Origin of the sequence: Nocardia arthritidis, from assembly GCF_011801145.1 — a bacterium.
In the GTDB taxonomy this organism is placed as follows: Bacteria; Actinomycetota; Actinomycetes; order Mycobacteriales; family Mycobacteriaceae; genus Nocardia; species Nocardia arthritidis_A.
Map to the genome: position 1 here is coordinate 6390954 of NZ_CP046172.1, position 21605 is coordinate 6412558.

At 67.4% G+C, this 21605-nt stretch carries 24 protein-coding genes; 1 reads left to right on the forward strand and 23 read right to left on the reverse strand.

The genetic code is table 11. The features are described 5' to 3' along the window. Positions 1-19: 19 nt before the first annotated feature. The 5 genes from F5544_RS46030 to F5544_RS46625 form a co-directional block, all read right to left on the reverse strand. Positions 20-211, reverse strand: coding sequence for a hypothetical protein (locus tag F5544_RS46030; RefSeq protein ID WP_203217369.1), 192 nt, complete (start codon positions 209-211; stop codon positions 20-22). 118 nt (positions 212-329) lie between these two features. After that, positions 330-1067 (reverse strand): HD domain-containing protein, encoded by a 738-nt coding sequence (locus F5544_RS28805; RefSeq protein WP_167476089.1) that lies wholly within the window; start codon positions 1065-1067, stop codon positions 330-332. Between the two features lie 39 nt (positions 1068-1106). Further along, positions 1107-1556 carry a hypothetical protein gene (locus F5544_RS28810; protein WP_167476090.1) on the reverse strand — a complete coding sequence of 150 codons (450 nt, stop codon included), beginning with the start codon at positions 1554-1556 and terminating at the stop codon, positions 1107-1109. Between the two features lie 77 nt (positions 1557-1633). Beyond that, positions 1634-2065, reverse strand: coding sequence for a MarR family winged helix-turn-helix transcriptional regulator (locus tag F5544_RS28815; RefSeq protein ID WP_238846718.1), 432 nt, complete (start codon positions 2063-2065; stop codon positions 1634-1636). A gap of 35 nt (positions 2066-2100) precedes the next feature. Continuing rightward, positions 2101-2460: a hypothetical protein gene (locus tag F5544_RS46625; protein WP_238846719.1), complete on the reverse strand. Its 360-nt coding sequence runs from the start codon at positions 2458-2460 to the stop codon at positions 2101-2103. A gap of 66 nt (positions 2461-2526) precedes the next feature. On the opposite strand from F5544_RS46625, the gene F5544_RS28820 reads away from it, so the two are divergent. Then, entirely contained in the window at positions 2527-2967 is a 441-nt protein-coding gene (locus tag F5544_RS28820) for a MarR family winged helix-turn-helix transcriptional regulator (protein WP_167476092.1), read from the forward strand. Between the two features lie 195 nt (positions 2968-3162). Here F5544_RS28820 and F5544_RS28825 read toward each other — a convergent pair whose 3' ends face one another. The 18 genes from F5544_RS28825 to F5544_RS28910 all read right to left on the reverse strand — a co-directional run bounded on the left by F5544_RS28825 (position 3163) and on the right by F5544_RS28910 (position 21375). Next, a complete protein-coding gene (locus F5544_RS28825) occupies positions 3163-4509 on the reverse strand; it encodes an MFS transporter (protein WP_167479544.1) in 1347 nt (448 codons plus the stop codon). Positions 4510-4681: 172 nt separating this feature from the next. Continuing rightward, complete coding sequence (locus tag F5544_RS28830) at positions 4682-5380, reverse strand: dienelactone hydrolase family protein (RefSeq protein ID WP_167476093.1); 699 nt, start codon at positions 5378-5380, stop codon at positions 4682-4684. Beyond that, positions 5377-5874 carry a GNAT family N-acetyltransferase gene (locus F5544_RS28835; RefSeq protein WP_167476094.1) on the reverse strand — a complete coding sequence of 166 codons (498 nt, stop codon included), beginning with the start codon at positions 5872-5874 and terminating at the stop codon, positions 5377-5379. The genes F5544_RS28830 and F5544_RS28835 overlap by 4 nt, the downstream gene beginning before the upstream one ends. After that, positions 5867-7087, reverse strand: coding sequence for an MFS transporter (locus tag F5544_RS28840; protein ID WP_167476095.1), 1221 nt, complete (start codon positions 7085-7087; stop codon positions 5867-5869). Before F5544_RS28840 ends, F5544_RS28835 begins: the two co-directional genes overlap by 8 nt. 28 nt (positions 7088-7115) lie before the next feature. After that, positions 7116-7721 carry a DsbA family protein gene (locus F5544_RS28845; protein ID WP_167479545.1) on the reverse strand — a complete coding sequence of 202 codons (606 nt, stop codon included), beginning with the start codon at positions 7719-7721 and terminating at the stop codon, positions 7116-7118. Between the two features lie 127 nt (positions 7722-7848). Then, entirely contained in the window at positions 7849-8508 is a 660-nt protein-coding gene (locus F5544_RS28850; RefSeq protein ID WP_194252439.1) for a hypothetical protein, read from the reverse strand. Between the two features lie 5 nt (positions 8509-8513). Continuing rightward, positions 8514-8933 carry a hypothetical protein gene (locus F5544_RS28855; protein ID WP_167476096.1) on the reverse strand — a complete coding sequence of 140 codons (420 nt, stop codon included), beginning with the start codon at positions 8931-8933 and terminating at the stop codon, positions 8514-8516. A 15-nt stretch (positions 8934-8948) separates the two neighbouring features. After that, positions 8949-9401, reverse strand: coding sequence for a hypothetical protein (locus F5544_RS28860; RefSeq protein WP_167476097.1), 453 nt, complete (start codon positions 9399-9401; stop codon positions 8949-8951). After that, positions 9402-10508, reverse strand: a complete 1107-nt coding sequence (locus F5544_RS28865) for a hypothetical protein (RefSeq protein ID WP_167476098.1) — start codon at positions 10506-10508, stop codon at positions 9402-9404. Positions 10509-10551: 43 nt separating this feature from the next. Further along, the gene (locus F5544_RS28870) at positions 10552-11844 is read right to left on the reverse strand and encodes a hypothetical protein (protein ID WP_167476099.1); all 1293 of its coding nucleotides are present in this window, start codon (positions 11842-11844) and stop codon (positions 10552-10554) included. Between the two features lie 17 nt (positions 11845-11861). Continuing rightward, complete coding sequence (locus F5544_RS28875; RefSeq protein WP_167476100.1) at positions 11862-12734, reverse strand: phage distal tail protein; 873 nt, start codon at positions 12732-12734, stop codon at positions 11862-11864. Further along, positions 12734-14644: a hypothetical protein gene (locus F5544_RS28880; protein WP_167476101.1), complete on the reverse strand. Its 1911-nt coding sequence runs from the start codon at positions 14642-14644 to the stop codon at positions 12734-12736. Before F5544_RS28880 ends, F5544_RS28875 begins: the two co-directional genes overlap by 1 nt. A gap of 12 nt (positions 14645-14656) precedes the next feature. Beyond that, the gene (locus F5544_RS28885; protein WP_167476102.1) at positions 14657-14869 is read right to left on the reverse strand and encodes a Gp15 family bacteriophage protein; all 213 of its coding nucleotides are present in this window, start codon (positions 14867-14869) and stop codon (positions 14657-14659) included. Then, positions 14866-15297, reverse strand: a complete 432-nt coding sequence (locus tag F5544_RS28890; protein WP_167476103.1) for a hypothetical protein — start codon at positions 15295-15297, stop codon at positions 14866-14868. The genes F5544_RS28885 and F5544_RS28890 overlap by 4 nt, the downstream gene beginning before the upstream one ends. Further along, positions 15294-15767 carry a phage tail tube protein gene (locus F5544_RS28895; RefSeq protein ID WP_167476104.1) on the reverse strand — a complete coding sequence of 158 codons (474 nt, stop codon included), beginning with the start codon at positions 15765-15767 and terminating at the stop codon, positions 15294-15296. The genes F5544_RS28890 and F5544_RS28895 overlap by 4 nt, the downstream gene beginning before the upstream one ends. Positions 15768-15792: 25 nt before the next feature. After that, positions 15793-16218, reverse strand: a complete 426-nt coding sequence (locus tag F5544_RS28900; RefSeq protein WP_167476105.1) for a minor capsid protein — start codon at positions 16216-16218, stop codon at positions 15793-15795. 108 nt (positions 16219-16326) lie between these two features. Continuing rightward, positions 16327-17343 (reverse strand): helix-turn-helix domain-containing protein, encoded by a 1017-nt coding sequence (locus F5544_RS28905; RefSeq protein ID WP_167476106.1) that lies wholly within the window; start codon positions 17341-17343, stop codon positions 16327-16329. Positions 17344-17547: 204 nt separating this feature from the next. Beyond that, the gene (locus tag F5544_RS28910) at positions 17548-21375 is read right to left on the reverse strand and encodes a hypothetical protein (RefSeq protein ID WP_167476107.1); all 3828 of its coding nucleotides are present in this window, start codon (positions 21373-21375) and stop codon (positions 17548-17550) included. Between the last annotated feature and the right edge of the window lie 230 nt (positions 21376-21605).

A 21605-nucleotide genomic window follows, 5' to 3' on the forward strand; every position in this document is an offset into this window, starting at 1 on the left:
GCCGATACCGCCGCCGCTTTCAGAGGACCGCCACGGGGGCGACCGGCGAACCTGTCCCTCCGACAACGGATTCCGGCGTGGCGGACAAGCGAACCTGGACGTCGCCGAATTGCTCTGCGGCCGTTGGATCTTCGGGAACGACGGCGTGGTCGCCCGCAAGCCGGTCGGTGCCGCGCGCCGCGGCCACGTCCAACAGCACGCCCCTGGACACGATGCGCCGCACCTTCTCGATACCGCTGACGGTGGCTCCGAGATGAGCCGTGACGCTCTCGGCCGGGCGACCGTTGTAGACGCGACCGCCGTAGGAGACGTGAGTCAGTACCGGCGGATCAGTCGTGCCAGCCGTTGCTCTGGAGTATCGACTCCCACGATCCCCCGGCCAGCTCCGGATGACGTTCCCGCAGAATCACATTCGCCAGTGAGGCCGGGGTGGCCTTCTGCGGTTTGGCGACGGCCTGCAGTTCGACGGAGCGGGTCAGCGCGCGGCTGCCGCCCAGTCGCGGATATGCGGCGTGCACGAGGTCGGCGTACCCGGCGGGCAGATCGGCCGGACTGCCGCCGATATCGATTCCGATGCCCGCCACCGCGATCCAGCTCTCCGGCGGGCGCCGCCGCCGGTAGACCGGGGAATCGGTGAATCCCGAGGTGTGCGCCGCGATGCTGTCCCAAACGATGTCGACCCGCGAATCGGTTATTCCGTTGTCCTCCAGGAACTTCGCCGCGAAATCCGCCCCATCGATCTCGAATCGCTGATCGCCGTTCGCCTGTTCGGACAGGCCGACGTCGTGCAGCGCGCAGATGAGGAACATCAATTCCTCGTCGTAATCACGGCCGGGCAGCGGACCCTGCTGTCCCGCGGCCGCCCGGCCGAAGAGAAATCCGCGCACGCTGTGATTGCGCAGGTGCGGTTCGAGGGTGTTGTCGATGAGCCTGCGGCTGCTGTCGGCGAGCGGGGTGGACGGCAGCGACAGCCCGGGATCCGGCTGCGCGTGCGCCCGCGCTCCGGCGAGCGCGGCGGCGGTCACCGCGAGCCCGGCGCCGAGCGCCGCACGTCTGGGGAAGGTCATTGTGCTGTTCCTTTCTTGAATTTTATTGGGCCACAATGGTTATCGGGCACCGGGCCGTACGATCATGAGCACGACGACCACCGCCCACAGCAGGTTGTAGACGCCGGCGAGCATGCTCAATGTCCGCAGTCGCCGGGCATCGGCGAGCCGGTCGAGCACCTCCCGCTGGATCGGGTGGATGAGGATGACCAGCAACCCCGCGGCGATCCCGGTCAGCGCCATGGCCACGGTGATCCACACCTCGCCGAGACGATGCTGTACGGCGGCGAGCGCGATTCCGGCGATCGGCACGATCACACCCGGAGCGATATAGGCGCCGGTGATCCGGTGCAGTGCGACGGCTACCGCGCGGCTGCGTTCCGGAGAAGCGGACTCCGCCGAGTCGGCGGCGATCGGGGCGTAGCGGGTGAACAGGCTCGTCGCGATCGCCGAGCCGCCGATGAAAACGATGCCCGCGAGGACGTGCACGGACAGCAGGAGGTGCTGCATTGCGAAACTCCCTCAACCTTCAGATTGTCTGAAGCCTACGCCCAAGGTTTCAGCCAGTCTGAAGGTTGTGGTTCAGATCACGCGCCGGCGAAGGCGGCGAGAATCGCGGCGCCCAACTTTCGCTGGATCGGATCGGCGTCCGCGCCGAACAAGCGCTCGTCGACGGTCGACACCGCGTCTTGCGCGGCCCGCAACAGGCGCCGCCCCGCCGGCGTGAGCTCGATCGCCGACGCCGCACCCGCCCTGGCCGTGCGGTCGCGGACGAAACCGGCCCGGGCCAGGGCCTTCACCGCCGTGTGCACACTCTGCACGGTGATCCCCGACATGCGGGCGAGATCGCTGAACGACGCCCCCGGCACGCCGCTGATATGCCCCAACAGGCCGAGTCGCGCCACGGTCAGATCGAGCGGGGCCAGCGCCGCGCCGAGTTCGGCCTCGACCCGGCGCGCCAACGTCAACACGATGATCGACGGGCTGGTCACGGGCGGCACGGTGTTGTCGGTGGTCACCGAAAGAGTTTCCCCTAGAAACCCGCCGCGCCAGGTCAGCTCAGGGCCGTCGACAGATACACCATCGACCCGAGATGCGCCGCACCCGCGATCACGGAACCGGCAACCTGGCCGGGTATCCGCCGATACAGCCCGATCAGCGCGTCCCCGACCTGACATGCGCCCGCGACGGCGAGCAGCGCGATCCAGGTTTCATCCCTGGCCGAAACGAATGCCAGCGCCAGCACGGCGACCCCGACCGGAATCGCGCGGACGGCGTACATGGCGGCGTAATAACGCGTCGAGGCCACCACCTCCGACCGGGCCAGCGCGGCGGGCGCGACGACGCCGACAACCGCGAACCCCACGGTGACCACCGCGACGACCGCATTCAACGCGGCGAGCCAGACCGTCATCACGAACCCACCATTCACTCGAGAATCGTTCTGCACTGAATTGTTATGTGCGATACTATCTGAGTCGTGAATCGTGTCAACGGTGCGGATCTGCTCGGCTCACTCAGCTTCCGGCTCGGCGTGGTCGGCACGCGGATAACCCAGACGTTCGGCGCCCGAATCGAGGCGCTCGGCCTGACCCACAAACAGGTCGGCGTGCTGGCCGTCGTCGACGCCGGCCCGGCCCGATCACAGCGCGAGGTGGCCGATGCGCTCGGCGTTGCTCCGAGCCTCGTCGTCACCCTCGTCGATCGCCTCGTCGCGATGGACGCACTCGTCCGCATCCAGGACCCCACCGACCGCCGCGTATACACCCTCGAACTGACCCCCCGGGGCCACGACCTACTCGCCCGCTGCGTCGAGATCGTCCACGACCTCGACCGCGACCTGCGAACCGCCCTCGACCACGACCACACCGCCGCGATCGACACGGCCCTGACCCACTTCCTGACCAGGATCCAGCCCTGATGAGCGCTGTCGGCGAAGTCATCCTCAGGACCACGCATGGCCACAGCGAAGGCGGGGTCCGCCGAATGGGCGCAGTCGGCGACGCCGTCCAACTGACCCGCACAGCCGGAGCGAAGACGGAAGTACGCCGAATGGGCGCTGTCGGCGAAGCCGTCCGCAGACCCGCGCACGGCCGGAGCGAAGGCGGAGGTACGCCTAGGAAGCCACGCCGGAATCGCGGGCGGGGAGCATGGCCGAGGCGGCGACCATGACCAGCGTCATGATCGCGACGCCGACGAAGACCAGGTGTACCGCCGAGGTCAGGGCGGTGGGGGCCGGGTGGTCGGGGTCGGGGAGGTGGGCGTTGACCAGTGCGCCGAATACCGCGACGCCCACCGCGCTACCGAGGTTGCGGGCGAACATATTGGTGGAGGTCACCACGCCGCGCTCGGACCATTCGGCGCTGGACTGCGCGGCGATCAGCGTCGGCGTCGCCATGAGGCCCATGCCCATGCCGACGACGAAGCAGCCCGCCGCAACCTCGGGCAGCGTTGAACCCTTGCCCACCAACAGCAGTGCGGCCGCACCCAGGGCGGCGAGCGTGCTGCCGATCAGCGCGGTTCGGCGAAAACCTATGCGCAGGTAGACCTTTCCCGCCTGTGACGCGGACAGCGGCCAGCCGAGCGTGAGCGTGCCCGAGGTCAGACCGGCGATCAGCGCCCCGCTGCCCAGCACGCCCTGGGCGAAGGTCGGCACATAGGAGGTGAGCCCGAGCAGCACCGCGCCGACCAACAGCGACACCAGACTGCTCGCGACGACGATGCGGCGGGTGAAAATCCACAGCGGCAGAATCGGATTCGCGGCCTGCCGCTCCACCCAGCCGAATATCGCGAGCACGGCGGCGCCGCCGACGCACAGCGCGATACCGGTCGGCGAATTCCACGCCCACGCCTGCCCGCCCTCCAGCAGCGCCAGCATGAGCGCGCCCGCGCCTACCGTCAGCAGCGCGGCGCCGAGATAGTCGATCCGGTGCCGCTGCCGGGGCGCGCTTTCGGTGAACTGCCGCACGATCATCCACGCCGCCACCGCCGCCAGCGGCAGGTTCACCAGGAAAATCCAACGCCAGCCGACGTATTCGGACAGCACACCGCCGAGCAGCGGGCCGAGCACCGAGGAGGCGGCCCATACGCTCGCCAGGTACGCCTGCACCTTGGCCCGCTCCCGCACCGTGTAGATATCACCGGCGATGGTCATCGACATGGGGCTCACCGCGCCCGCGCCGATGCCCTGCACGGCACGAAAACCGATGAGCGCCACCATATTCGTGGCTAAACCGCACAGCATCGATCCGAGCGCGAATATCGCGATGCCGAACAGCATCACCGGCTTTCGCCCGAGCATATCCGCGAGCTTGCCGTAGATCGGCACGGTCACCGCCTGCGCCAGCAGGTAGATGCTGAAAAGCCAAGGGAATTGCGCGAAGCCGCCCAACTGGGTGGTGATCGTCGGCACCGCGGTGGCGATGATGGTCGAATCCAGCGCCACCAGCGAGTTCGCCAGCATGATGGCCGCCAGGATCGGTCCGCGTTCGGAGCGCAGGCCGACCGATATGTTGGTCTGTATTGCCGTCACCGGCAATCCCTTTCGTCGAGTTGAACCGCGCCGGATCGGACCGCCCCGCAACGTGATCGCACCCCGCTGGCGATCACGTCGGCCGGGCGGTCCGGCGAGCCGGTCAGCCGAGCGCGGTCCGGAGGAAGCCGATGCTGCGCCGCCAAGCCAGATCGGCATGGGCCGGGTCGTAGTTGCCCGAGCGGTTCTCCTCGTTGGCAAAGGCGTGACCGGCCGGATAGAAGTGCAGCTCCATCGTGTTGTCGGCCTGCTCGCGCAGCTGGGTGGCGAGTTGCCTTGCCGCATCCGGCGATACGGAGGTGTCGTATTCGCCGAAATGGCCCTGCACCGCGGCGCGCAGACCGGTGAAGTCGGGATTGTCACCGGCGTACACGCCGTAATAGGACACTGCGGCAGCGATTTTCGCACCGACGGCAGCGGCCAGCGCGACGACGAATCCGCCGCCCATGCAGTAGCCGACGGCGCCGAGCGCGTCACCGGTGACGGCATCCGAGGCGAGCAGGTAGTCCACCGCGCTCGACAGCCGCGCGACGCCGCGTTCGAGCGGCAGTTCCGCCATCCATTTCCGTGCGTCGGCCGCGTTGTGGGTTACCCTGCCGCCGTAGAGATCCGGCGCGAGCGCGACGAATCCCGCTGCGGCCAAACGGTCGACGACCCCCGCGATCTGATCGGTGAGCCCCCACCACTCCTGGATGACGATCACGCCCGGACCGTGCCCGCTCTCGGGTAAGGCCAGGTAGCCGTAACCGTGGCCGTCATCGGTCGGGAAGGTGACGTTCTGCCGGAATGTCGCGGTGCTCATCGAGTCGGATTCCTTTCGTCGTAGCCGGTCGGCCGCGGATCGAGTAGTCCGCTGCGGATTGCGATTTCGGTGTCGTGCCAGATGGCCATGGCCGTGGTCATCGGCAGGAAGCCCAGCCGCCGGTAGAAGTCCTCGGTGCCGGGGTTGGCGTAGAGGAGGATCTTCTTGTGTCCTCGGCAGCGCTGGATCAAGCGGGTGATGATGCCCGCGCCCAGCCCGTTTCCTTGATGGCCGGGATGGACCGCGACGTCGGCGATATACGCGCAGTCCAACCCGTCGGCCAGCACTCGCCCGGCCCCTACGAGGTCGTCGGCCGAGTAGACGAAGCAGGCGAACATGCTGTTGCCGAAGACTTTTCGCAGCCGATCCGGTGGCTTGTCGCCGAGCGGCGCGATGCAGTAGAGGTGTGAAAGCTCGGCCAGATCGACGCCCGCCACCTCATCGACCCACGAATAGCCTTGCGCACCAACATTTTCGGACGTCACGTCAGACATCGGCCGCGACTCGATCGTCCGCCTGACTCGTCTGCTCACTCGCATTCCGGCCGAAGGCGAGGGTGAGAGCCACCGCGGCCGCGGTGAGTGCGACGCCGAGCCAGATCGCGCTTCTGATGCCGAGATGGTCGGCGAACAGCCCGCCGACGAGCGCGCCCAAGGCGATCGACAGGTTGTAGCCGAGGGTGTTGATGGACATCGCGGCTTCGAAGGCGTCGGGTGCGGCGGCGAGGGTCAGGTTGACCTGGCAGAGGTTGGCCGCGCCCAAGGCGATACCCCAAACGGCCATGCAGACAACGGCTCCGGCGGGTGTGTGGCCGATCGTGAGCAGGAGCGTCAACGACAGCGCCAGCCCCGCGCAGGCGACCATGAATCCGGCTCGCGGATTCGTCTTCACGACGTGCCCGGCGAGGAAATTGCCTGCCGCACCGCCGATTCCGAAGACGATCAGCAGACCGGTGATGAATCCGGGCGAGGCGGAATCGGCCCGTTCCAGGAACGGGCGAACGTAGGTGTACGCGGCGAAATGCCCGAATACGTAAAGGATTACGGTGAACATCACATTCCGCAGCCGCACGTTCCCGATCGGCAGCGCGAACACTTCCCGCACCGATACCGCGTTATCGGACGGCAGCGACGGAATCGTGACGAGGACCAGCACCAGTACCACCACCGCGAGGGCACTCCAGATGAGAAACGTTGTGCGCCAACTCGTCAGGCCGCCGATGAAGGTGCCGAGCGGAATTCCGACAACGGTGCCGATCGAGATACCCGACAGTGCGATCGCGACCGCCCGGTTCGCGTGCCGCTCCGGAACCAGCCGCATGGCCATGCTCACGCCGATGGCCCAGAACATGCCGTGCGCGAAACCCATGATCAACCGGGTGACCAGGGCGAGCGGAAAGCTCGGCGACGCGGTGATGATCAGATTTCCGAGCGCCAGGATCGCCAGCAGCAGCGCAAGCAGCGCACGGCGATCGACCCGCCGGGTCCAGCCGACCAGGAACGGCACCCCCAAACCGGCCGAGATGCCGAAGAGCGTGACGATCAGCCCGGTGGTGCCGACGCTGACGCCGAGGCTCGAGCTCATCGGGGTGAGCAGGCCGACGGGCATCAACTCGGTGGTGACGAAGGTGAACAAGCTTGCGGTGATGACCGCGACGCCCAGCCATGACCGCAGCGGCGAGAGCGAATGCTCGGTGTTGGTTGACATCTTTCCTCTCCGACTCTTGGAATGCGCGTTACGCCGCGTGGAACTGGGGATCCCGGTTCCGGGCGCGCTTGAGTTCGAAGAAGCCGTCGGTGCCCGCGATGGCGAGTACGCCGTCCCACAGCCGGCCCGCGGCCGCACCGCGCGGCGCGGGCGAGATCACCGGGCCGAAGAAGGCGATCGGTTCGCCGCCGGGCGTCGGCACGTGAATGACGGGAGTGCCGACCGCGTCACCGACGAGGTCCATGCCCGCGTGGTGGCTCGCGCGCAGCGCCTCGTCGTAGTCGGTCACGTCCGCCGCCTCGGCGAGATCGCCGGGCAGGCCGACGTCGCTCAGCGCGGCGCGGATCATATCGCCGCCGAGTCCGGCCTGCCGCTGATGAATTCGGGTTCCCATGGCCAGGTAGAGCGGCCGCAATGCCGCCGCGCCGTACCGCTGTTCGGCGGCGATGCAGACCCGGACGCATCCCCAGCCCTCGATCTGCCCCCTGCGGTACTTCTCCGGCAGTTCCCTGCCGTCGTTCAGCACGGACAGGCTCATCACGTGGAAGCGGGTTTCGATGGGCCGCACCCGCTCGACCTCGAGCAGCCATTGCGTGGCGATCCACGCCCACGGGCAACGCGGGTCGAACCACATGTCGATCGTGGCGGCCTGATCAGATGAAGCGTCGATCACTTCGGAAATCCTTTGCGCTGCGAAACTTTTGGCTTTCGAAGTTTCGCCCGCATCGGATCAATGAGTCCAACACATGTTTGTCATCTCATCAATCATCTTCAGAGATTGATGAGCTCGCCTGCTCGTCCGCGCCGATGCCGCACAGCGCGGCGAAATCCTCCGGCGACAGCCCGTCGGCGGAGTTCATATCGCAATTGCCGAACGGCGGACAGCCCTCGGGCAGCCCGCCGCCGTAGCCGGAACCGTCGGTGTACTGGTGGGCGATCTGTCCGGGCAGCCGCGGATCGTGGCCGTAGCCCGCGCCGATGAGTCGCAGGCCCTCGGGCCGATCGCCCCACATGCCGAACAGATCGCCCCGGTTCGCGTAGCCGATCACCCGGCGCCGATCGCCGAGCCAATCCGCCAAATGCCAATAGGCCCTGTTGATTCCGTCCGACTGGTCGCCGCCGGGATTCCCGCCGGATTCGACATCGATCATGGTGATCATGCGCGGATGCGGACCCGCCGCCGCGAGCACCATGTCCTGATGGGTGCGCGCGGTGTCGAGCCAGTTGGGCCGCCAATATAGATAGACGATGAAGCAGGCCAGCCGTCCCGAATCCGCCGCCCCGGTGGCCCAGGCGTAGTTGGCGGCGAAATTCGGATCCTGGAAGGTGCCGTCGTTGGAACGGAAGCTCAGGATGCGGTACGGGTACGAATCATCCACCGGCGCTTGGAAATACGAGACATCGGCGAAGAGGGTGTCCACGGTGGTCAGTGCTTTCGCGCACCGGGAACCGGCAGGCAGGTGGTGACGTTCAAGGTCAGTTCGGCGGGATCGATATCGCCCGCCCTCGGCATCAGCGCCTTGGTGACATGCCAGAAGTCCCACTGCCCCTGGGGAATCGTCTTGCAGAAATCCTTGCCGTCCGCATCCCGGACATTGGCGTACCAGTCGTTCTCGGCCCCGTGGTACCACAGCGGGATGACGGTGACGCTGTCGGTGGGCGGGCAGGTCTTCCAATAGACGTAGAACCCGTCCTGGTGATCCGTCTCCATGGATAGACCGCAGGGCGGGTCGGGATCGGCGGGGCGTCCCGGAACGGTGGGTGACGGCGCGGCCTGACTCGTCGCGGGGATCACCGCCGCACCGACCGCGACGGCGAGCACCGCGGTGATCTTGCGAATACGCATGGTAGAGAATGCCTTTCAGATTTGATATTGCACCGCGCCCAGGACGGCGGCGTAGACGATTCCGGTGCCCCCGGTTCGCCGATAACGCAGCGACACCCGAGATCTGGCGCCGGTAAGCGGAAAAGGACCGCGCCGCACCACATTCGGACCCGGTTTGCACAACCAATCGGCGACCACGGTCGAAGAGCCCGAGCTCTCCAGCACGATCTGGCCCTCCCCCGTCGTACCCGGATCGCAGCCGTCCGAGGTGGTTATTTCCAAGCCGGTGTGGGTGACGACCAGGTCGGCCATCCACACCGTTTCGAAGGCGGCACTTGTGACGACGGGCGCGTCCTGTTGGCGCGTCCGCACGAACTGCACCGCCACCGCGACGGCACCGGCGTCCGACCGCTTGCGCAGTTCGGCCACCTCCCGGCGCAGCGCGGCGATCTCGTCGACCAGATTCGTCGGCTGGTTGATCGGCGCCATTCAGATCGCCTCCTCGATCAGCGAATTCATCGTGAACGTCACCTGGTCGTCACCGTGATCGCCGACCACGACCTCGATGCCGACGATGCGCATGACGGCGTCGATTCCGTTGGTGTGGAAGGCATCCCGGATGATCACCCGGGCCTGGTCACCCACCTGGACCTCCGAGAGACGCGGCGGCAGTCCGCTGTGCACCGCCAGCGTCGGCAGCGCGACCGGAAGCCGGCCTGCCTGTAGATCGGCGGCGGCATACGACCGGAGTTCGCCGAATCCGGAGACGGAGGTGTACCCGTGCTCGGTCTCCAACAGCGGCCAGCCGGACCGGTATCGGTCGGCGTCTTCGGCGACGGCGATGAGCAATTGCTGGCCGGTCCCGGCTCCGGTGGCGAAGGTGCGGGTCGCCATCCTGGTCGCGTCCGATGGCCAGGTGTAGCCGGTCATATTGCCGCCGTACTCCCAGACGTGTGCCGTGGTGGTCGCGCCGAGCCGGGGCGCACCGAGACGCAGCAGCCGCGTCGGCCGACCGCCGCCGTCGATGGGACCGGCATCGAACATCAGGTCCGGCCCATCCTTCAACTGCGACAGTCGACGCAGCGCGTCGCCGACGCTGACGTTCTGGTAGCCGTAATAGGTGACGCTGCGCGGGAACATGGACGCCCCGGATTCGGCTACGGCGATGCCGATATCGCCGCCGGGGTGTCCGGCCGCCAGCGTGAGCAGGTTTCGGACGATCAGGTTCTGGTCGACGCCGATCCATTGAACCGGCTGCAGTTGGGCGATGTAGTGCGGGCAGTCGTATTTCTCCGGCGACAGCTTCGGCAGCACCTTGCGGTGGTCGAAATACGACCAGAAATCCCCGCAGCCCAAGGTGATTCGATGTGCGGCCGAATCGTATCTGCGGGTCCAGATCAGCCCCGCCCAGACCGGGACGTCGTCGCGCAGCACGTAGAGCACCCGGCGGCCCGGCGTGGTCAGGTCGTGCGGGTCGATACCGTCCGACCGGGCCGCGCCCACGTTGAGCGACGCGGTCAATTGTCCTGTGGCGCAAAGCTTCTTGGAATAGCGGACCCCGGTCAACTGCGCTTCGGCCAGGATCTGATTGGTCATCAGATCGCAGATCAGATATGTATGAACCGAGGCCACCGACATGTCACGGCCTCAACCAGGTCAACGTGATGTTGTTGATATTCGGCCAGCTCGTGTCCTGGTCGCAGGGCACCGACGTCCACATGATCACGCTGAGCTGGGTTCCCGCCGGAAAGACGTTCTCGGCAACACAATTCAGCGCGGCGGGCACCTTCCGCCGTTGATCGTGATTGGCATTGGCGTAGCGGATGCCGTAATTCGATGCGTCGACGATCGCGATGTAGCTTTCGTAGAGATTCTTGTCGAAATCGTCACCGACACCGCCGTCTCCGCCCGGACCAGCGGCGAGTAGACGCTGACTGGTCGTGATCCGCCAGAGGCCGCCGCGCGTGAGCGTGAACGTGCCGAACGTCTCGTCGTGCACGACATCATTGGATTCGTACACCTTGTCGGGGAAACGGATCCTGGTCTCGCTGCCCGTGATGTGCTGACTCTGCCCGTGCGTCTCGTATCTCGCCTCATGCCGTTCCGTCGGCGAAGACCCTGTGCCGCAGTCGATTACGCCGAGCCAGGATCCGCCGGTCCACCGGTACAGCATGCCGTCGTCGGCGCTGAGCACCAGCTGACCGAGCGCCGGATCCTTGATCGTCGTGGTGAGATCGACGAAGGAGGCGCACACCGGAATGCTCGGCACCCGCCATTTCGTGCCGTCGCTGATCTCCAGCCAACCGCGATCCTGGCGGTACACGGTCTGCCCGCCATAGGTCTGCGCGGCAGGCGGGCGATCGTCCGCGGTGCGCACCGGCGCGATGCCGCCGAGCGCGACCACCCGCTTGAGCTGGGTATTGTTCTGGATCATGTCCGGGGTGAGTTCGGTGGCACCGGCCTTGATGTTGATGCGCGCGAGCACAACGAAATCCGTCGATCCCTTTACCGGCGGATCGCCCGGCGTACCGGAAGCGCCGGGGACGTGGCGCACCACGAAACCGTTGCCGGTGTCGCCGGGATACGCCGTATCCGACTGCTGCGCGATGATCAGATCGACCCGGGCCGCCGTCCCGACGGGCGGGTCCCTGAGCACATCGATCGGGGTCGGGTCGTCATAGGTCTGGATGTAGCTGCCCGCACCGCGGTTCGAACGCATGAACATCTGGAACGGTCGCACGGTGACGGAGCGGGTATCCCCGGCAGCCACCTGGACGATTCCCGGATCGCCTGCGGCGGCGCGTATTCCGGTCTCGCTGCTGGTGCTGGTCGGGCCGGGTTGCAGCAGCGCGGTGGTGGCGAGGCGGGCGTCCTCGGTGGTGATCAGTCCGTTCGGACTGCTCGATACGGCCCAGGAATAGTGCTGGGACATGAACTCTCCCTTTCGGTTCAGATGGTGGCGTGCCGCCAGCGGACGGTCAGCAGCGCGGCCGGGTCGTGGTCGCTCGCCGTGAAACCGATCCGCACCGAGCCGTGCGCCGGGATCGGAAACCATTGCCGGGTAAGCAATTTGTCGTTGCGGCTGACGCCGTTGAGCAGCACGGTTCGCGCATCGGTATCGATCACGAGGCGCTGCCCGGCGTCGATCGCGAAATCGCCGTCGAAGACCAGCCGCTGTCCGGTCTCGCGGTTCACGATCACCGGACCGCGCACCGGGCCGACGATCTCCAGCACCGGCCAGGCGGCGACGTCACCGTCGTTGCGCGCCAACAGCATTCCGCCGGGTTTGCCGGTGCCGAAGACCAGCGGGAAGCGCAGCGGGAACACCAGACCGTCGACCGCGGGTTGCGGCAGCCCCGTCTGCGCCGTCGACTCGGCAGGCGAATACAGCCGCGGATCCGTGGCCACCCACTGGATCGCGCCGGTCGTGTAACCCACCGAGTAGTACTTGGCCACATCGATGGTGCGGCGGGTGCAGCGCGCGTTGGCCAGCCAGGACTGCTTGTCGAGCCGGGCGACGAGCGGTTCCTCCACCGGATGCTCTGTGGGCGCGGTGATTTCGCGCAGTTTGGCGATCACCGCGCCGAATCCGGCCAGTGGAACACCCTTCACCAGGTAGGTCAGTGTGATCACCCGCTTGCCCATGAGCTGCGTGCCCTGGAACAGGCCGTGCCGATTGGGCCGCGGCAGATCCTGGCCGCGTACCTCGGCGAGATCCTGCCAGCCTTCCAGCCGCACCATCCGGTACGGACTCGCCGAACCCAGAAGCGTTCCCCGCCATTCGATTTGGCCGTCCGCCGTAATCAGATCCCCGGCCGACATCAGCCGCCTCCTCTGGCCATCCAGTCCAGTTCCGCGGCGATATCGGCCGGGCTCTGGGTGGGGGTGGTATAGAAATTCTCGATATGGAATCCGGACCCGCCGGAATTCAGGCCGCCGAAGATGGGCTGCGACGGGAGGACCTGGGGTGCGGTGAGTGCGGCCCCGAGGGCGAAGCTGTTGGCGCTGTTTATGCCCAAAGCCGACGCCAGGCCGCTCAACGCCTTGCCGAGCACATAGATCAGCTTGGTGATCGCGTCGATGATCCGGACGATGACATCGGCGAGGCCGGAGATCGCGTCGATGACCTCCTTCACCCCGTCGGCGATCTTCTTGATCGCGTCGGCGGCCCGCTCGATCGCCGGGCCGAACCTCTCCGCGGCCAGGCCGAGACCCAAGAGTCCCAACGCCAACGCGACAACCGCCAAAGCCGCGAGAGCGGCGTTCTTCGCGACGTCGCTCAGCACATCCGAGAGCGAGCGCAGTTTGCCCACGATCTGATCGACCTTGTCGTTCACCTTCCCGAGCAGATCGGTGAGTACGGCATCAATCCGCGAAGCCATGTCCTTGAAGATCTTTTCGACATCTCCCGGCAAGGGCGCGAGCTTGTCGTGAAACGCCGCGACCACACTGTCCAACCAGGATTGGATCGTCGCGAGGATGCCCGCCGTGGCGGCGGCCACGATCGCCGACAGTTGGCCGAACATGGCATTGGTGACGTCCAGGATCTGCTGCCACGCCCTCGCCACCGCGGAGTAGGCGGCGTCGGCTGCGGCTTGGATGGTCCCGGAAATCGCCGACCAGGCCGCATCGGCGACGGCCAGCACCGCGGCGAACACACCGGTGGTGAGATCGAGAATCTGTTGCCATGTCCCCGCCACCACGGCATAGATCGCATCGGTCGCCGCCTGCACGGTGGCCAGGACCGCCGTCCAGATCGTGTCGACGGCCGCCCACATATCGGTGAGCAGGGCGACCGTCGTGTCGAGCACCTGCTGCCAGGCCGCGGCCACGACGGCGTTGACCGCATCGGTCGCGGCCTGCACGGTGTCGACGACGGCCGTCCAGCTCTCGTCGGTCGCGGCGAGCACGGCGGTGAACAGGGCGACGGTGGTGTCGAGCACCTGCTGCCAGGCGGTCGCGGTGTTCTGTGTGACGGTGTCCAGGGTCGTCTGGATCGTGTCGGTGACCGCGCCCCAGAGCGCGGTGGTGGTGTCCAGCACGAGCTGCCATGCGGTGGCGACCCCTTGAGTGACCGTGTCCAATCCGGTTTGGACGGTCGTCACCACCGCGGACCAGATCGTGTCGATGGTCGTCCAGATCGCGGTGAAGGCGGCGGTGGTCGCGTCGACGGCGGACTGCCAGCTCGCCGCGATGGCGATGGCCAGCCCGGCGAAGGCCGCGGCGACCACCGGCACCGGACCGACGGCCAGCCCCCACGCGACGATCATGCTGTTCGCGGTGCCGAGCGCCCGGTCGGCCAGCCAGTCCAGGCTGAACACGATGATGCCGATATCCGCCGCGATCAGCCCGGCCGACAGCCGCGACGCACCGGCCAGCCGAACGAAACCGCCCGCGCCGTCGTGTGCCAGCGCGAGCAGCGCGGGCAGCAGGAAGGCCCGTAACAGCTTGTGCAGGAACAGGATCGGGCCCGTCATGCCGCGCAGCAATTGGGTGAGCTGGGTCAGCGCCCGCGACAGCCGGGTGGTGACGGCATTGGCGACGATGAGCACCGCGTCGCGGACCGCGGACGCCAGCAGCGTCCGAAGTTGTTGCAGCGCGGGACCGGTCCGGCCGCTGAGCGTTTTGCCGAAGGTCTGTTCCAGCTCCCGGCGGAGCGTGGCCAGACCCTGGCTGACGGCTCCGGTGTCCAGATGGATGGTGCCGGTGAGCTCACCGACGGTGAGCGCCATGGTTGAACCCCTTTACAGATTGCCGATGACCGCACGGGCGGTCTCGCTGGTCAGTTCGACCGGTTCGCGGGCCGCGACCTGACGCCACACGCTGTCCGCGGAAAGTCCGGCGATCAGCGCGGTGAACTCCCACCACGACAGGCCGTCGTCCAGGTCGGCCATCAGGTCGCGGCCATACTCGCGGCGCCAGTCCGCGTAGAGCAGACGCCAGTGGCGCAGGATCATGCGGATGGCGTGCTCCCCGTCGCCCCCGCTATCCGCAGAGCGGGGGCCTGCGCCTTTCCCCCCGGGCGCTCCTGACGGTCCCGGTAGACCCGCTGACAGGTGTCGAGCAGATCGGGCAGGTCATCGATTTCCAGCCCACGCTGCATGATGTCGATCAGGTTGGCCTCGCCGAGCAGTGCGGACAGCATGTCGAACGCCTCCTCCGCGTCGACCTCGTCGGCGGCCGCCCTGCCGTTCTTGCGCGCCGCGACGGCGAACAGGATCAGCTTGGCGGGCAACGAATTCGGGAGGGTGTACACCTTGCCGAGGATGCGCACGCGCGGTGCGACCCTGGCGGCCTTGCGTTCCCGCCACGCCTCGTCGAAGTCGTAGTCGACCTCGATTTCGTCGTCGGGGATGGCGGGCTCGTTGTTCGGCAGTCCGGTCATGACGCGCTACCGGTCACGTTGACCAGGGTGGACGGGCCGGATCGGGTGATGGTGGCCTTCCACGGCACCTTGTCGTTGGTACCGCCGCCCTGCTCGCCGACGGAGAAGGTGGCCGTCCAGACCTTCCACTGCTTGTCGGCGGTGTGCCGGAAGTGGACCTTCCAGAGACCGAGCGTGCCGACCTGGCCGGCGAGCGCCTCCACCTTGGCCTGGCCCTGATCCGGCACACCGGTGACGGGGTCGACGAGCCGGAACCCTTCGAGCGCGATCGACGCGCCGCGCTGCACGATCTCCTGCTCGTAATTTCCGGCGGAATCGAATGTTGTGGTTTCCACGACCTGCTCATGATCGCCCAGATTGGGGATCGCCGAGGTGAGCCCGTGGATCGTGGTCCAACCCGCGGGAGTGTCGCTGTTGTCGTTCGCGATCTCGATAATGAAATCGCGGGCGTTTATCTTACCTATTGCCATGATTGCCACTTTCTTTTGTATATATTCACGTCTGCGGACGATTGCCGCCCGGCCGATAAAGTTCCATGCGCATGTTCACGATCCATTGATCGCGGCCGTCGCCGTCGCGAGTTTGATAGACCGGGCCGCCGTCGGTACCGACGGCCAGCACCAGCCGGGTGCCGCCCGCGAGGGCGCGTTCGCCCAGTCCATGCAGGGCGTCATAGATCGCCTGTGCGCGCGCTTCGGAGTCGGGCGCACCGGTTTTCGGTCCGCGCACACCGATCTGCACCACGGGTTCGTCATACGGCAGGTGGGCGTCGGATTCCCGGCCGGCCGCCCTGGTCAATACCAGAGCGGCGTCCGGCGTCGGCGGCAGCGCGTACAGGAAAACGTCTCGATTACCCACCGGTTCGTAGACGCCGAGCCCCAATTCCTGGAGCAGCTTCGCGACCTCCTCCAGCAGCGTCATGAAAGGCCCCCGCTTTCGCGACGCCTCGGCGATTCACGAATTTCCATGACTCCAGCATTCCGCCCCGCGGCACCGCTGTCATCGACCGGACGCGCACTGTCGAGTTGATTATTCGTGCACCAGACAATGCCCCGATAATTCGGCCTGATTCCGCAAGACGGTATTCCTACGGTATTCGCCGGGCGGCGTGCCGAAGTGGGTGGCGAATATCCGGTTGAAATGGGCGGGCTGGGAAAAGCCCCAGCGCGAGCCGATACCGGCCACCGATTCGCCGTACAGGGCGGGATCGAGTAGGTCGCGGCGGCAGCGATCCAGCCGTCGCGCGCGGATCCAGCCGCTCACCGTCGCACCGTGCTCGGTGAACAGCTTCTGCAGGTACCGAACCGAAATATGGTGTGCGGCCGCGATTTCGGCGAGACCCAGCTCCGGATCCGCGAGATGCTGCTCGATGAACGCCTGGATCCGCAGCATCAGCGCGGTCTGCCGGGCCGGCTCGGCGACCGCATCGGCGACATCGGCGCGTTCGGCCAGGGCCGCGGCCATGACATCGACGACCGCAGTCGACAACCGCACATCGCCTGCCAACATCGGATCGTCCATCGAGCGCGCCAATTGCGCGACCAGACAGCCGACGATCGCCCCGGCACCCGAGGTGCCCGGGAGCGGAACGACGGTCGAACGCGCTACCGCGGCCGGCGTCAGCGGCAGCATCGAGCGCGGGATCCGCACCAGCGTGAACCGAGTCGGGTCCTTTCGCCGTAGGAAATACGGACGCGAGAGATCCATGAGCATGACATCGCCCGGTCGCAACCGGACCTCTCGATCGTCCTGCTGAGCCGTGCAGTCTCCGTCCTGATGGACATAGACCACCAGATGATCGGAGCCCGCCCGGCGAATCAGCCGCTCCGTTCGCGCCGATTCGCCCGGCGGATTGAGCATGTGCACCACCCGCACCGCTCCGAGATCGCCGACGACCATCCGACCGCGCACCTCCGCACCCCGCGGGCCGCGCAGATCCACCTCGACCAGATGATCGCGCATCACCCGCCGCCAGTAATCCAGGCGGATCGCCGGCTCGACATCCTCGGTCGACAACCGAGTGCCGCGCATGATCTCCCTCCCCATGAAACATCCACTCCCATGGTTCATGCCGGACCGGAGTTGATCGAGACCCCCGGCGTTTCCACCCGATTCGGCAGTGTTCTCGCTTCGAACATCGGAAAACCGCCGATGTCGTGGGGTCTTGTTTATCCGACCCGAGTTGTTCGGTGTCGGCGCCGCGATGCCGAACGACATGCTCCGAACAACTCGCGCCGTTTCCGCTGCACGTCAGCAGGGTGGGCGATAGGGCAGGCCGAGGAAGTGGCGGCCCCATTCCTCAGGGGTGACGGCCGGATAGGCGATCTGGCAGATGCGTTTCGCCGCGCGATCGATATCGGTCTCCCAGAGCCGGAAGGTTTTGTCGCGGCTCGTGCTCACCAGGGTATGGCCGTCCGGGGCGAAGAGCAGGTGATGGATCCGGTCGGTGTGACCGTCCAGGACGGCCCGAACGGTCGGGTCGCGTCGGTCGCGAACGTCCCACAGCCGCACCGTATGGTCACCGCCCGCGGTGGCGAGGGTGTTTCCGTCCGGGCTGAACGCCACGGTGTAGAGGCCGTCGCTGTGGCCGTTCAGCACCGCGAGATTCACCGGATGCGCCGGATCGATGACATCCCACAACCGGGCGGTGCGATCGATGCTCGCGGTGGCCAGGGTATGACCGTCGGGGCTGAATACCGCCGACCGGACGGCGTTGGTGTGATCGGTGATGCGCGCGCGGAGCACCGGATCGTGCGGATCGGTGACATCCCACAGGCGTGCGGTGTTGTCATCGCTGGTGGTGGCGAGCAGATGACCGTCGGGGCTGAACTCGGCCGACCAGACGACATCGGTGTGCCCGGTGAGCACGGCGACGGTCACCGGATTGCGCGGATCGGTGACATCCCACAGCCGCACCGTGCGATCGTCGCTGGTGGTGGCGAGAATTCGGCCGTCGGGCGAGAAGGCGACGCCATCGGGATTCCTGGTGTGGCCGGTGGCGACCCCGACGGTCACCGGGTGTGCGCGATCGGTGATGTCCCAGAGCCGGGCGGTGTTGTCCTCGCTGGTGGTGGCGAGCAGGCGGCCGTCGGGGCTGATCGCCGCGCCGTAGACGTTGTCGGTATGACCGGTCAGCACCGACAGCGGCATTGGGCGGCGCGGATCGGTGGTGTCCCAGAGCCGGGCGGTGTGATCCTGGCTGGTGGTGGTCATGGTGCGGCCGTCCCGGCTGTAGGCGACACCGAATACGAAGTCGCTGTGACCGGCCAGCACCGGTCCAGGCAGCTGCCAGAGCCGAACCGTGCGATCGGCGCTGGCGGTGACCAGGCGTTTCCCGTCGGGGCTGAAGGCCGCCGACGTGACGAAATCGGTGTGTCCGCCGAGTATCGACAGGGTGCTCGGTGCGCGTGGATCGGTGATATCCCACAGGCGTGCGGTGTGGTCGTGGCTCGCGGTGACGAGGCCGCGGCCGTCCGGGGCGAAGTCGACGGATCGGACCGAATCGGTGTGACCGGTGAGAGTCGCCAGCGGGGCCGCCGGATCGGCGACATTCCACAGCCGTGCCGTGCGATCCACGCTCGCGGTGGCGACCGTGCGACCGTCGGGCGCGAAGGCCACCGACATCACCGGGTCGGTATGCCCGACGAGTAGGGACCGCCGCCGGGGCGCCCGGGGATCGGTGATGTCCCACAACCCCGCGGTGTGATCCTCACTCGCGGTGGCGACGGTGCGGCCGTCCGGGGCGAAGGCCACCGCCCGGATACCGCCGGTGTGGCCCGTCAGCGCTGAAAGCTGGTGCGGAGCACGGGGATCGGTGACATCCCAGATCCGCACGGTTCGATCGGCGCCCGCCGAGGCCAGCAGATGTCCGTCGGGGCTGAACGCGACGCCGTGCACCAGGTCGGTGTATCCGGTCAGCCGAGCCAGCGGCGCCGGTGCGCGCCGGTCGGCCAGATCCCAGAGCTGAATCGAATCGTCCTCGCCGGGGGTGGCCAGGATCCGGTCCCCCGGTGCGAACGCGGCCCGGCCGACCGTGTCGCTGTGGGCGGTGATCGTCGCGAGGGCCGTGGGGTGGTCCGGATCGGCGATATCCCACAGGCGGGTGGTGCGGTCCTGGGAGGTGCTCGCCATGGTTTTGCCGTCGTGGCTGACGGACACGTAGTCGACGTGCGCGGTGTGGCCGGTCAGCCGGGTGGCGTAAGGGGCGGCGAAGGTCTCCAGCACCCCGCTCGCGGCCTCGATGGTCGGCGTGAGCCGGTAGGCCGCGAGCCCGAGCTGCGCGGCCAAGGCGGGATCGGTGCCGCGCAGGTCGTCGGCGTCGGCCGAAACCTTTTGCGAGAGCGCGATATTGCGTTGCCCGGTGACGGTCCGCTCGGCGCGCACGGCGAATACGGTCGCACCGGCCGAAACCAGGAACAACACCGTGAGCAGTGCGAGCAATTGGCGTAGGCGTCTGGTTCGGCGCGCGGCGGCCCGCCGTCGCGCCGCCTGCGCGGCCAGACTGCTGTCGAGGAATCGGCGTTCCCGCGGCGTCGGTTCGATAGCGGTATTGGCGGCCCAGTCGGCGGCGACGGCCAACCGGGTGCCGCGATAGAGGGCATGCGGTTCCTCGCCGAGTTCGGCCCAGGCCGCGGCGGATTCGGTCAGCTGCCGGTGGATGCGCAACCCCTCCCGCTCCTCGGCCAGCCAGCCGCGCAGCCGCGGCCAGGCGCGGATCAGGGATTCGTGCGCGATCTCGGCGGTATCGGCGTCCAGGGTCACCAGACGCGCCTTGGCCAGGCGATCCAGCACGATCTCGACATCGGGATCGGCGCCGTCGAGTTCGGCGCGGGTGATGCGGCGCTTGGTGTCCTCGGTGCCCGCACCCGGTGCGGTCATGCGCAGCAACAGGTTTCGAGTCACCGACTGCTGCCGTTCGGTGAGCCCGCCGTAGAATGCCTCCGCGGTCTTCGTCAGCGCGCCGTCTATTCCGCCGGTGGCCTGGAATCCGTTCAACGTCAAGGTATTTCCGCGGCGACGGCGCCACGTCTCCAGCAGCGCGTGCGACAGCAGCGGCAACGTTCCCGCCTGGCCGGTGGCCTGCCCGATCAGCGTGGCGAGCAGCGCACCCTCGACCGCGATGCCCGCCGCGGTCGCCGGTCCGACAATGGCTTGGCGCAGCTGATCGGTGGTCATCGGACCGACCACCACCTGCGCCCTGGCCAGCGCGGCCGCCAATTCCGGGATGGTGGTGCAGTGCGCGTAGAAGTCGGCGCGCACCCCGATCACTATCCGGCACCGGCTGCCGTCGGCGTCGGCGGCGGTGAGCAGCGCATTGATGAATCCGATCCGCTCGCCCGCGTCGTGGCAGAGGGTGAACACCTCCTCGAATTGATCGACCACCAGCACCAATTCGGCCGCGGGCGATCGGTCGACCAGCGCCTGCCGGACCAGTCGATGCAATCCGCGCGGCTCGGCGGCCAATTCGTCGCGCAGCGGGCCGGGAGTGGCACCGCATGGGCGGGCGAACTGAATCGCGCACTCCTCCAACGGATGTGCGCCGGGCGTCATCAGCACCAGCGTCGGCGGTTCGGCTTCGGCGCGCAGCCGGGGAATCAGGCCCGCCCGCAACAGTGAGGATTTACCGGCGCCCGAGGCGCCGAAGACGGCGACGAAGCGGTGGCGGGTCAGCTGTTCGGCGAGCTCGTCTATCAATTCACGGCGTCCGAAGAAACGGTCCGCGTCCTCGGGCTGGAATGCCGTCAACCCGACATACGGTGCGGCACCGCCGTTTTCCGCGGCAGCCGCCTCCGGCGAGGTATCGTGCTCCGCCGCGGCGATCGCCGCGGCCGCGGTGTGCCAGCGCCGCTCCCACTGCGCGACATCACCGCCGCAGGCCCGCACATAGGCCAGCGTCAACGCCAGGCTCGGCAGCTGCCGCCCACCCGCCGCATCGGACAGACTCCCCGCCGAATAGTGTGCGCGCCTGGCCAATTCACGGTAAGGCGGACTCCCCGCCGCCACCCGCAACCGCCGCAACTCCGCGGCGAACCGCACCTGCGGACCATCCCCTGCCAACGGCCGTTCCGGACGCGGCATCCCAACTCCCTACCACCGATCGAACCCGATCATGCTAATGATGATGCAGTCCAACCCGATTCCGGGGCTGTTCCCCGGACCCGACTATTCCGGGCTCGGTGATTCGGCTGACGCGCGACCCGCCGACCGCCGCCGAATCATTCGGTTCTGCGCCTGCCGTCCCGAACCGATGCGGCGGTGGAACTGCCGGGCGTGTCGGTGCGCGTGCGGCCCACTGTTCTGCCCACGGC

Bases quoted from the DNA above. Each gene is read 5' to 3' on its own strand.
- F5544_RS28890 (WP_167476103.1), bottom strand. From the start codon at position 15,297: ATGACCGGACTGCCGAACAACGAGCCCGCCATCCCCGACGACGAAATC.
- F5544_RS28885 (WP_167476102.1), bottom strand. From the start codon at position 14,869: ATGATCCTGCGCCACTGGCGTCTGCTCTACGCGGACTGGCGCCGCGAG.
- F5544_RS46625 (WP_238846719.1), bottom strand. From the start codon at position 2,460: ATGACGGTCTGGCTCGCCGCGTTGAATGCGGTCGTCGCGGTGGTCACC.
- F5544_RS28870 (WP_167476099.1), bottom strand. From the start codon at position 11,844: ATGTCCCAGCACTATTCCTGGGCCGTATCGAGCAGTCCGAACGGACTG.
- F5544_RS28840 (WP_167476095.1), bottom strand. From the start codon at position 7,087: ATGTCAACCAACACCGAGCATTCGCTCTCGCCGCTGCGGTCATGGCTG.
- F5544_RS28880 (WP_167476101.1), bottom strand. From the start codon at position 14,644: ATGGCGCTCACCGTCGGTGAGCTCACCGGCACCATCCATCTGGACACC.
- F5544_RS28895 (WP_167476104.1), bottom strand. From the start codon at position 15,767: ATGGCAATAGGTAAGATAAACGCCCGCGATTTCATTATCGAGATCGCG.
- F5544_RS28845 (WP_167479545.1), bottom strand. From the start codon at position 7,721: ATGTGGTTCGACCCGCGTTGCCCGTGGGCGTGGATCGCCACGCAATGG.
- F5544_RS28805 (WP_167476089.1), bottom strand. From the start codon at position 1,067: ATGACCTTCCCCAGACGTGCGGCGCTCGGCGCCGGGCTCGCGGTGACC.
- F5544_RS28900 (WP_167476105.1), bottom strand. From the start codon at position 16,218: ATGACGCTGCTGGAGGAGGTCGCGAAGCTGCTCCAGGAATTGGGGCTC.
- F5544_RS28855 (WP_167476096.1), bottom strand. From the start codon at position 8,933: ATGCGTATTCGCAAGATCACCGCGGTGCTCGCCGTCGCGGTCGGTGCG.
- F5544_RS28910 (WP_167476107.1), bottom strand. From the start codon at position 21,375: ATGCCGCGTCCGGAACGGCCGTTGGCAGGGGATGGTCCGCAGGTGCGG.
- F5544_RS28825 (WP_167479544.1), bottom strand. From the start codon at position 4,509: ATGCTGGCGAACTCGCTGGTGGCGCTGGATTCGACCATCATCGCCACC.
- F5544_RS28865 (WP_167476098.1), bottom strand. From the start codon at position 10,508: ATGACCAATCAGATCCTGGCCGAAGCGCAGTTGACCGGGGTCCGCTAT.
- F5544_RS28875 (WP_167476100.1), bottom strand. From the start codon at position 12,734: ATGTCGGCCGGGGATCTGATTACGGCGGACGGCCAAATCGAATGGCGG.
- F5544_RS28860 (WP_167476097.1), bottom strand. From the start codon at position 9,401: ATGGCGCCGATCAACCAGCCGACGAATCTGGTCGACGAGATCGCCGCG.
- F5544_RS28830 (WP_167476093.1), bottom strand. From the start codon at position 5,380: ATGAGCACCGCGACATTCCGGCAGAACGTCACCTTCCCGACCGATGAC.
- F5544_RS28905 (WP_167476106.1), bottom strand. From the start codon at position 17,343: ATGGGGAGGGAGATCATGCGCGGCACTCGGTTGTCGACCGAGGATGTC.
- F5544_RS28810 (WP_167476090.1), bottom strand. From the start codon at position 1,556: ATGCAGCACCTCCTGCTGTCCGTGCACGTCCTCGCGGGCATCGTTTTC.
- F5544_RS28835 (WP_167476094.1), bottom strand. From the start codon at position 5,874: ATGTCTGACGTGACGTCCGAAAATGTTGGTGCGCAAGGCTATTCGTGG.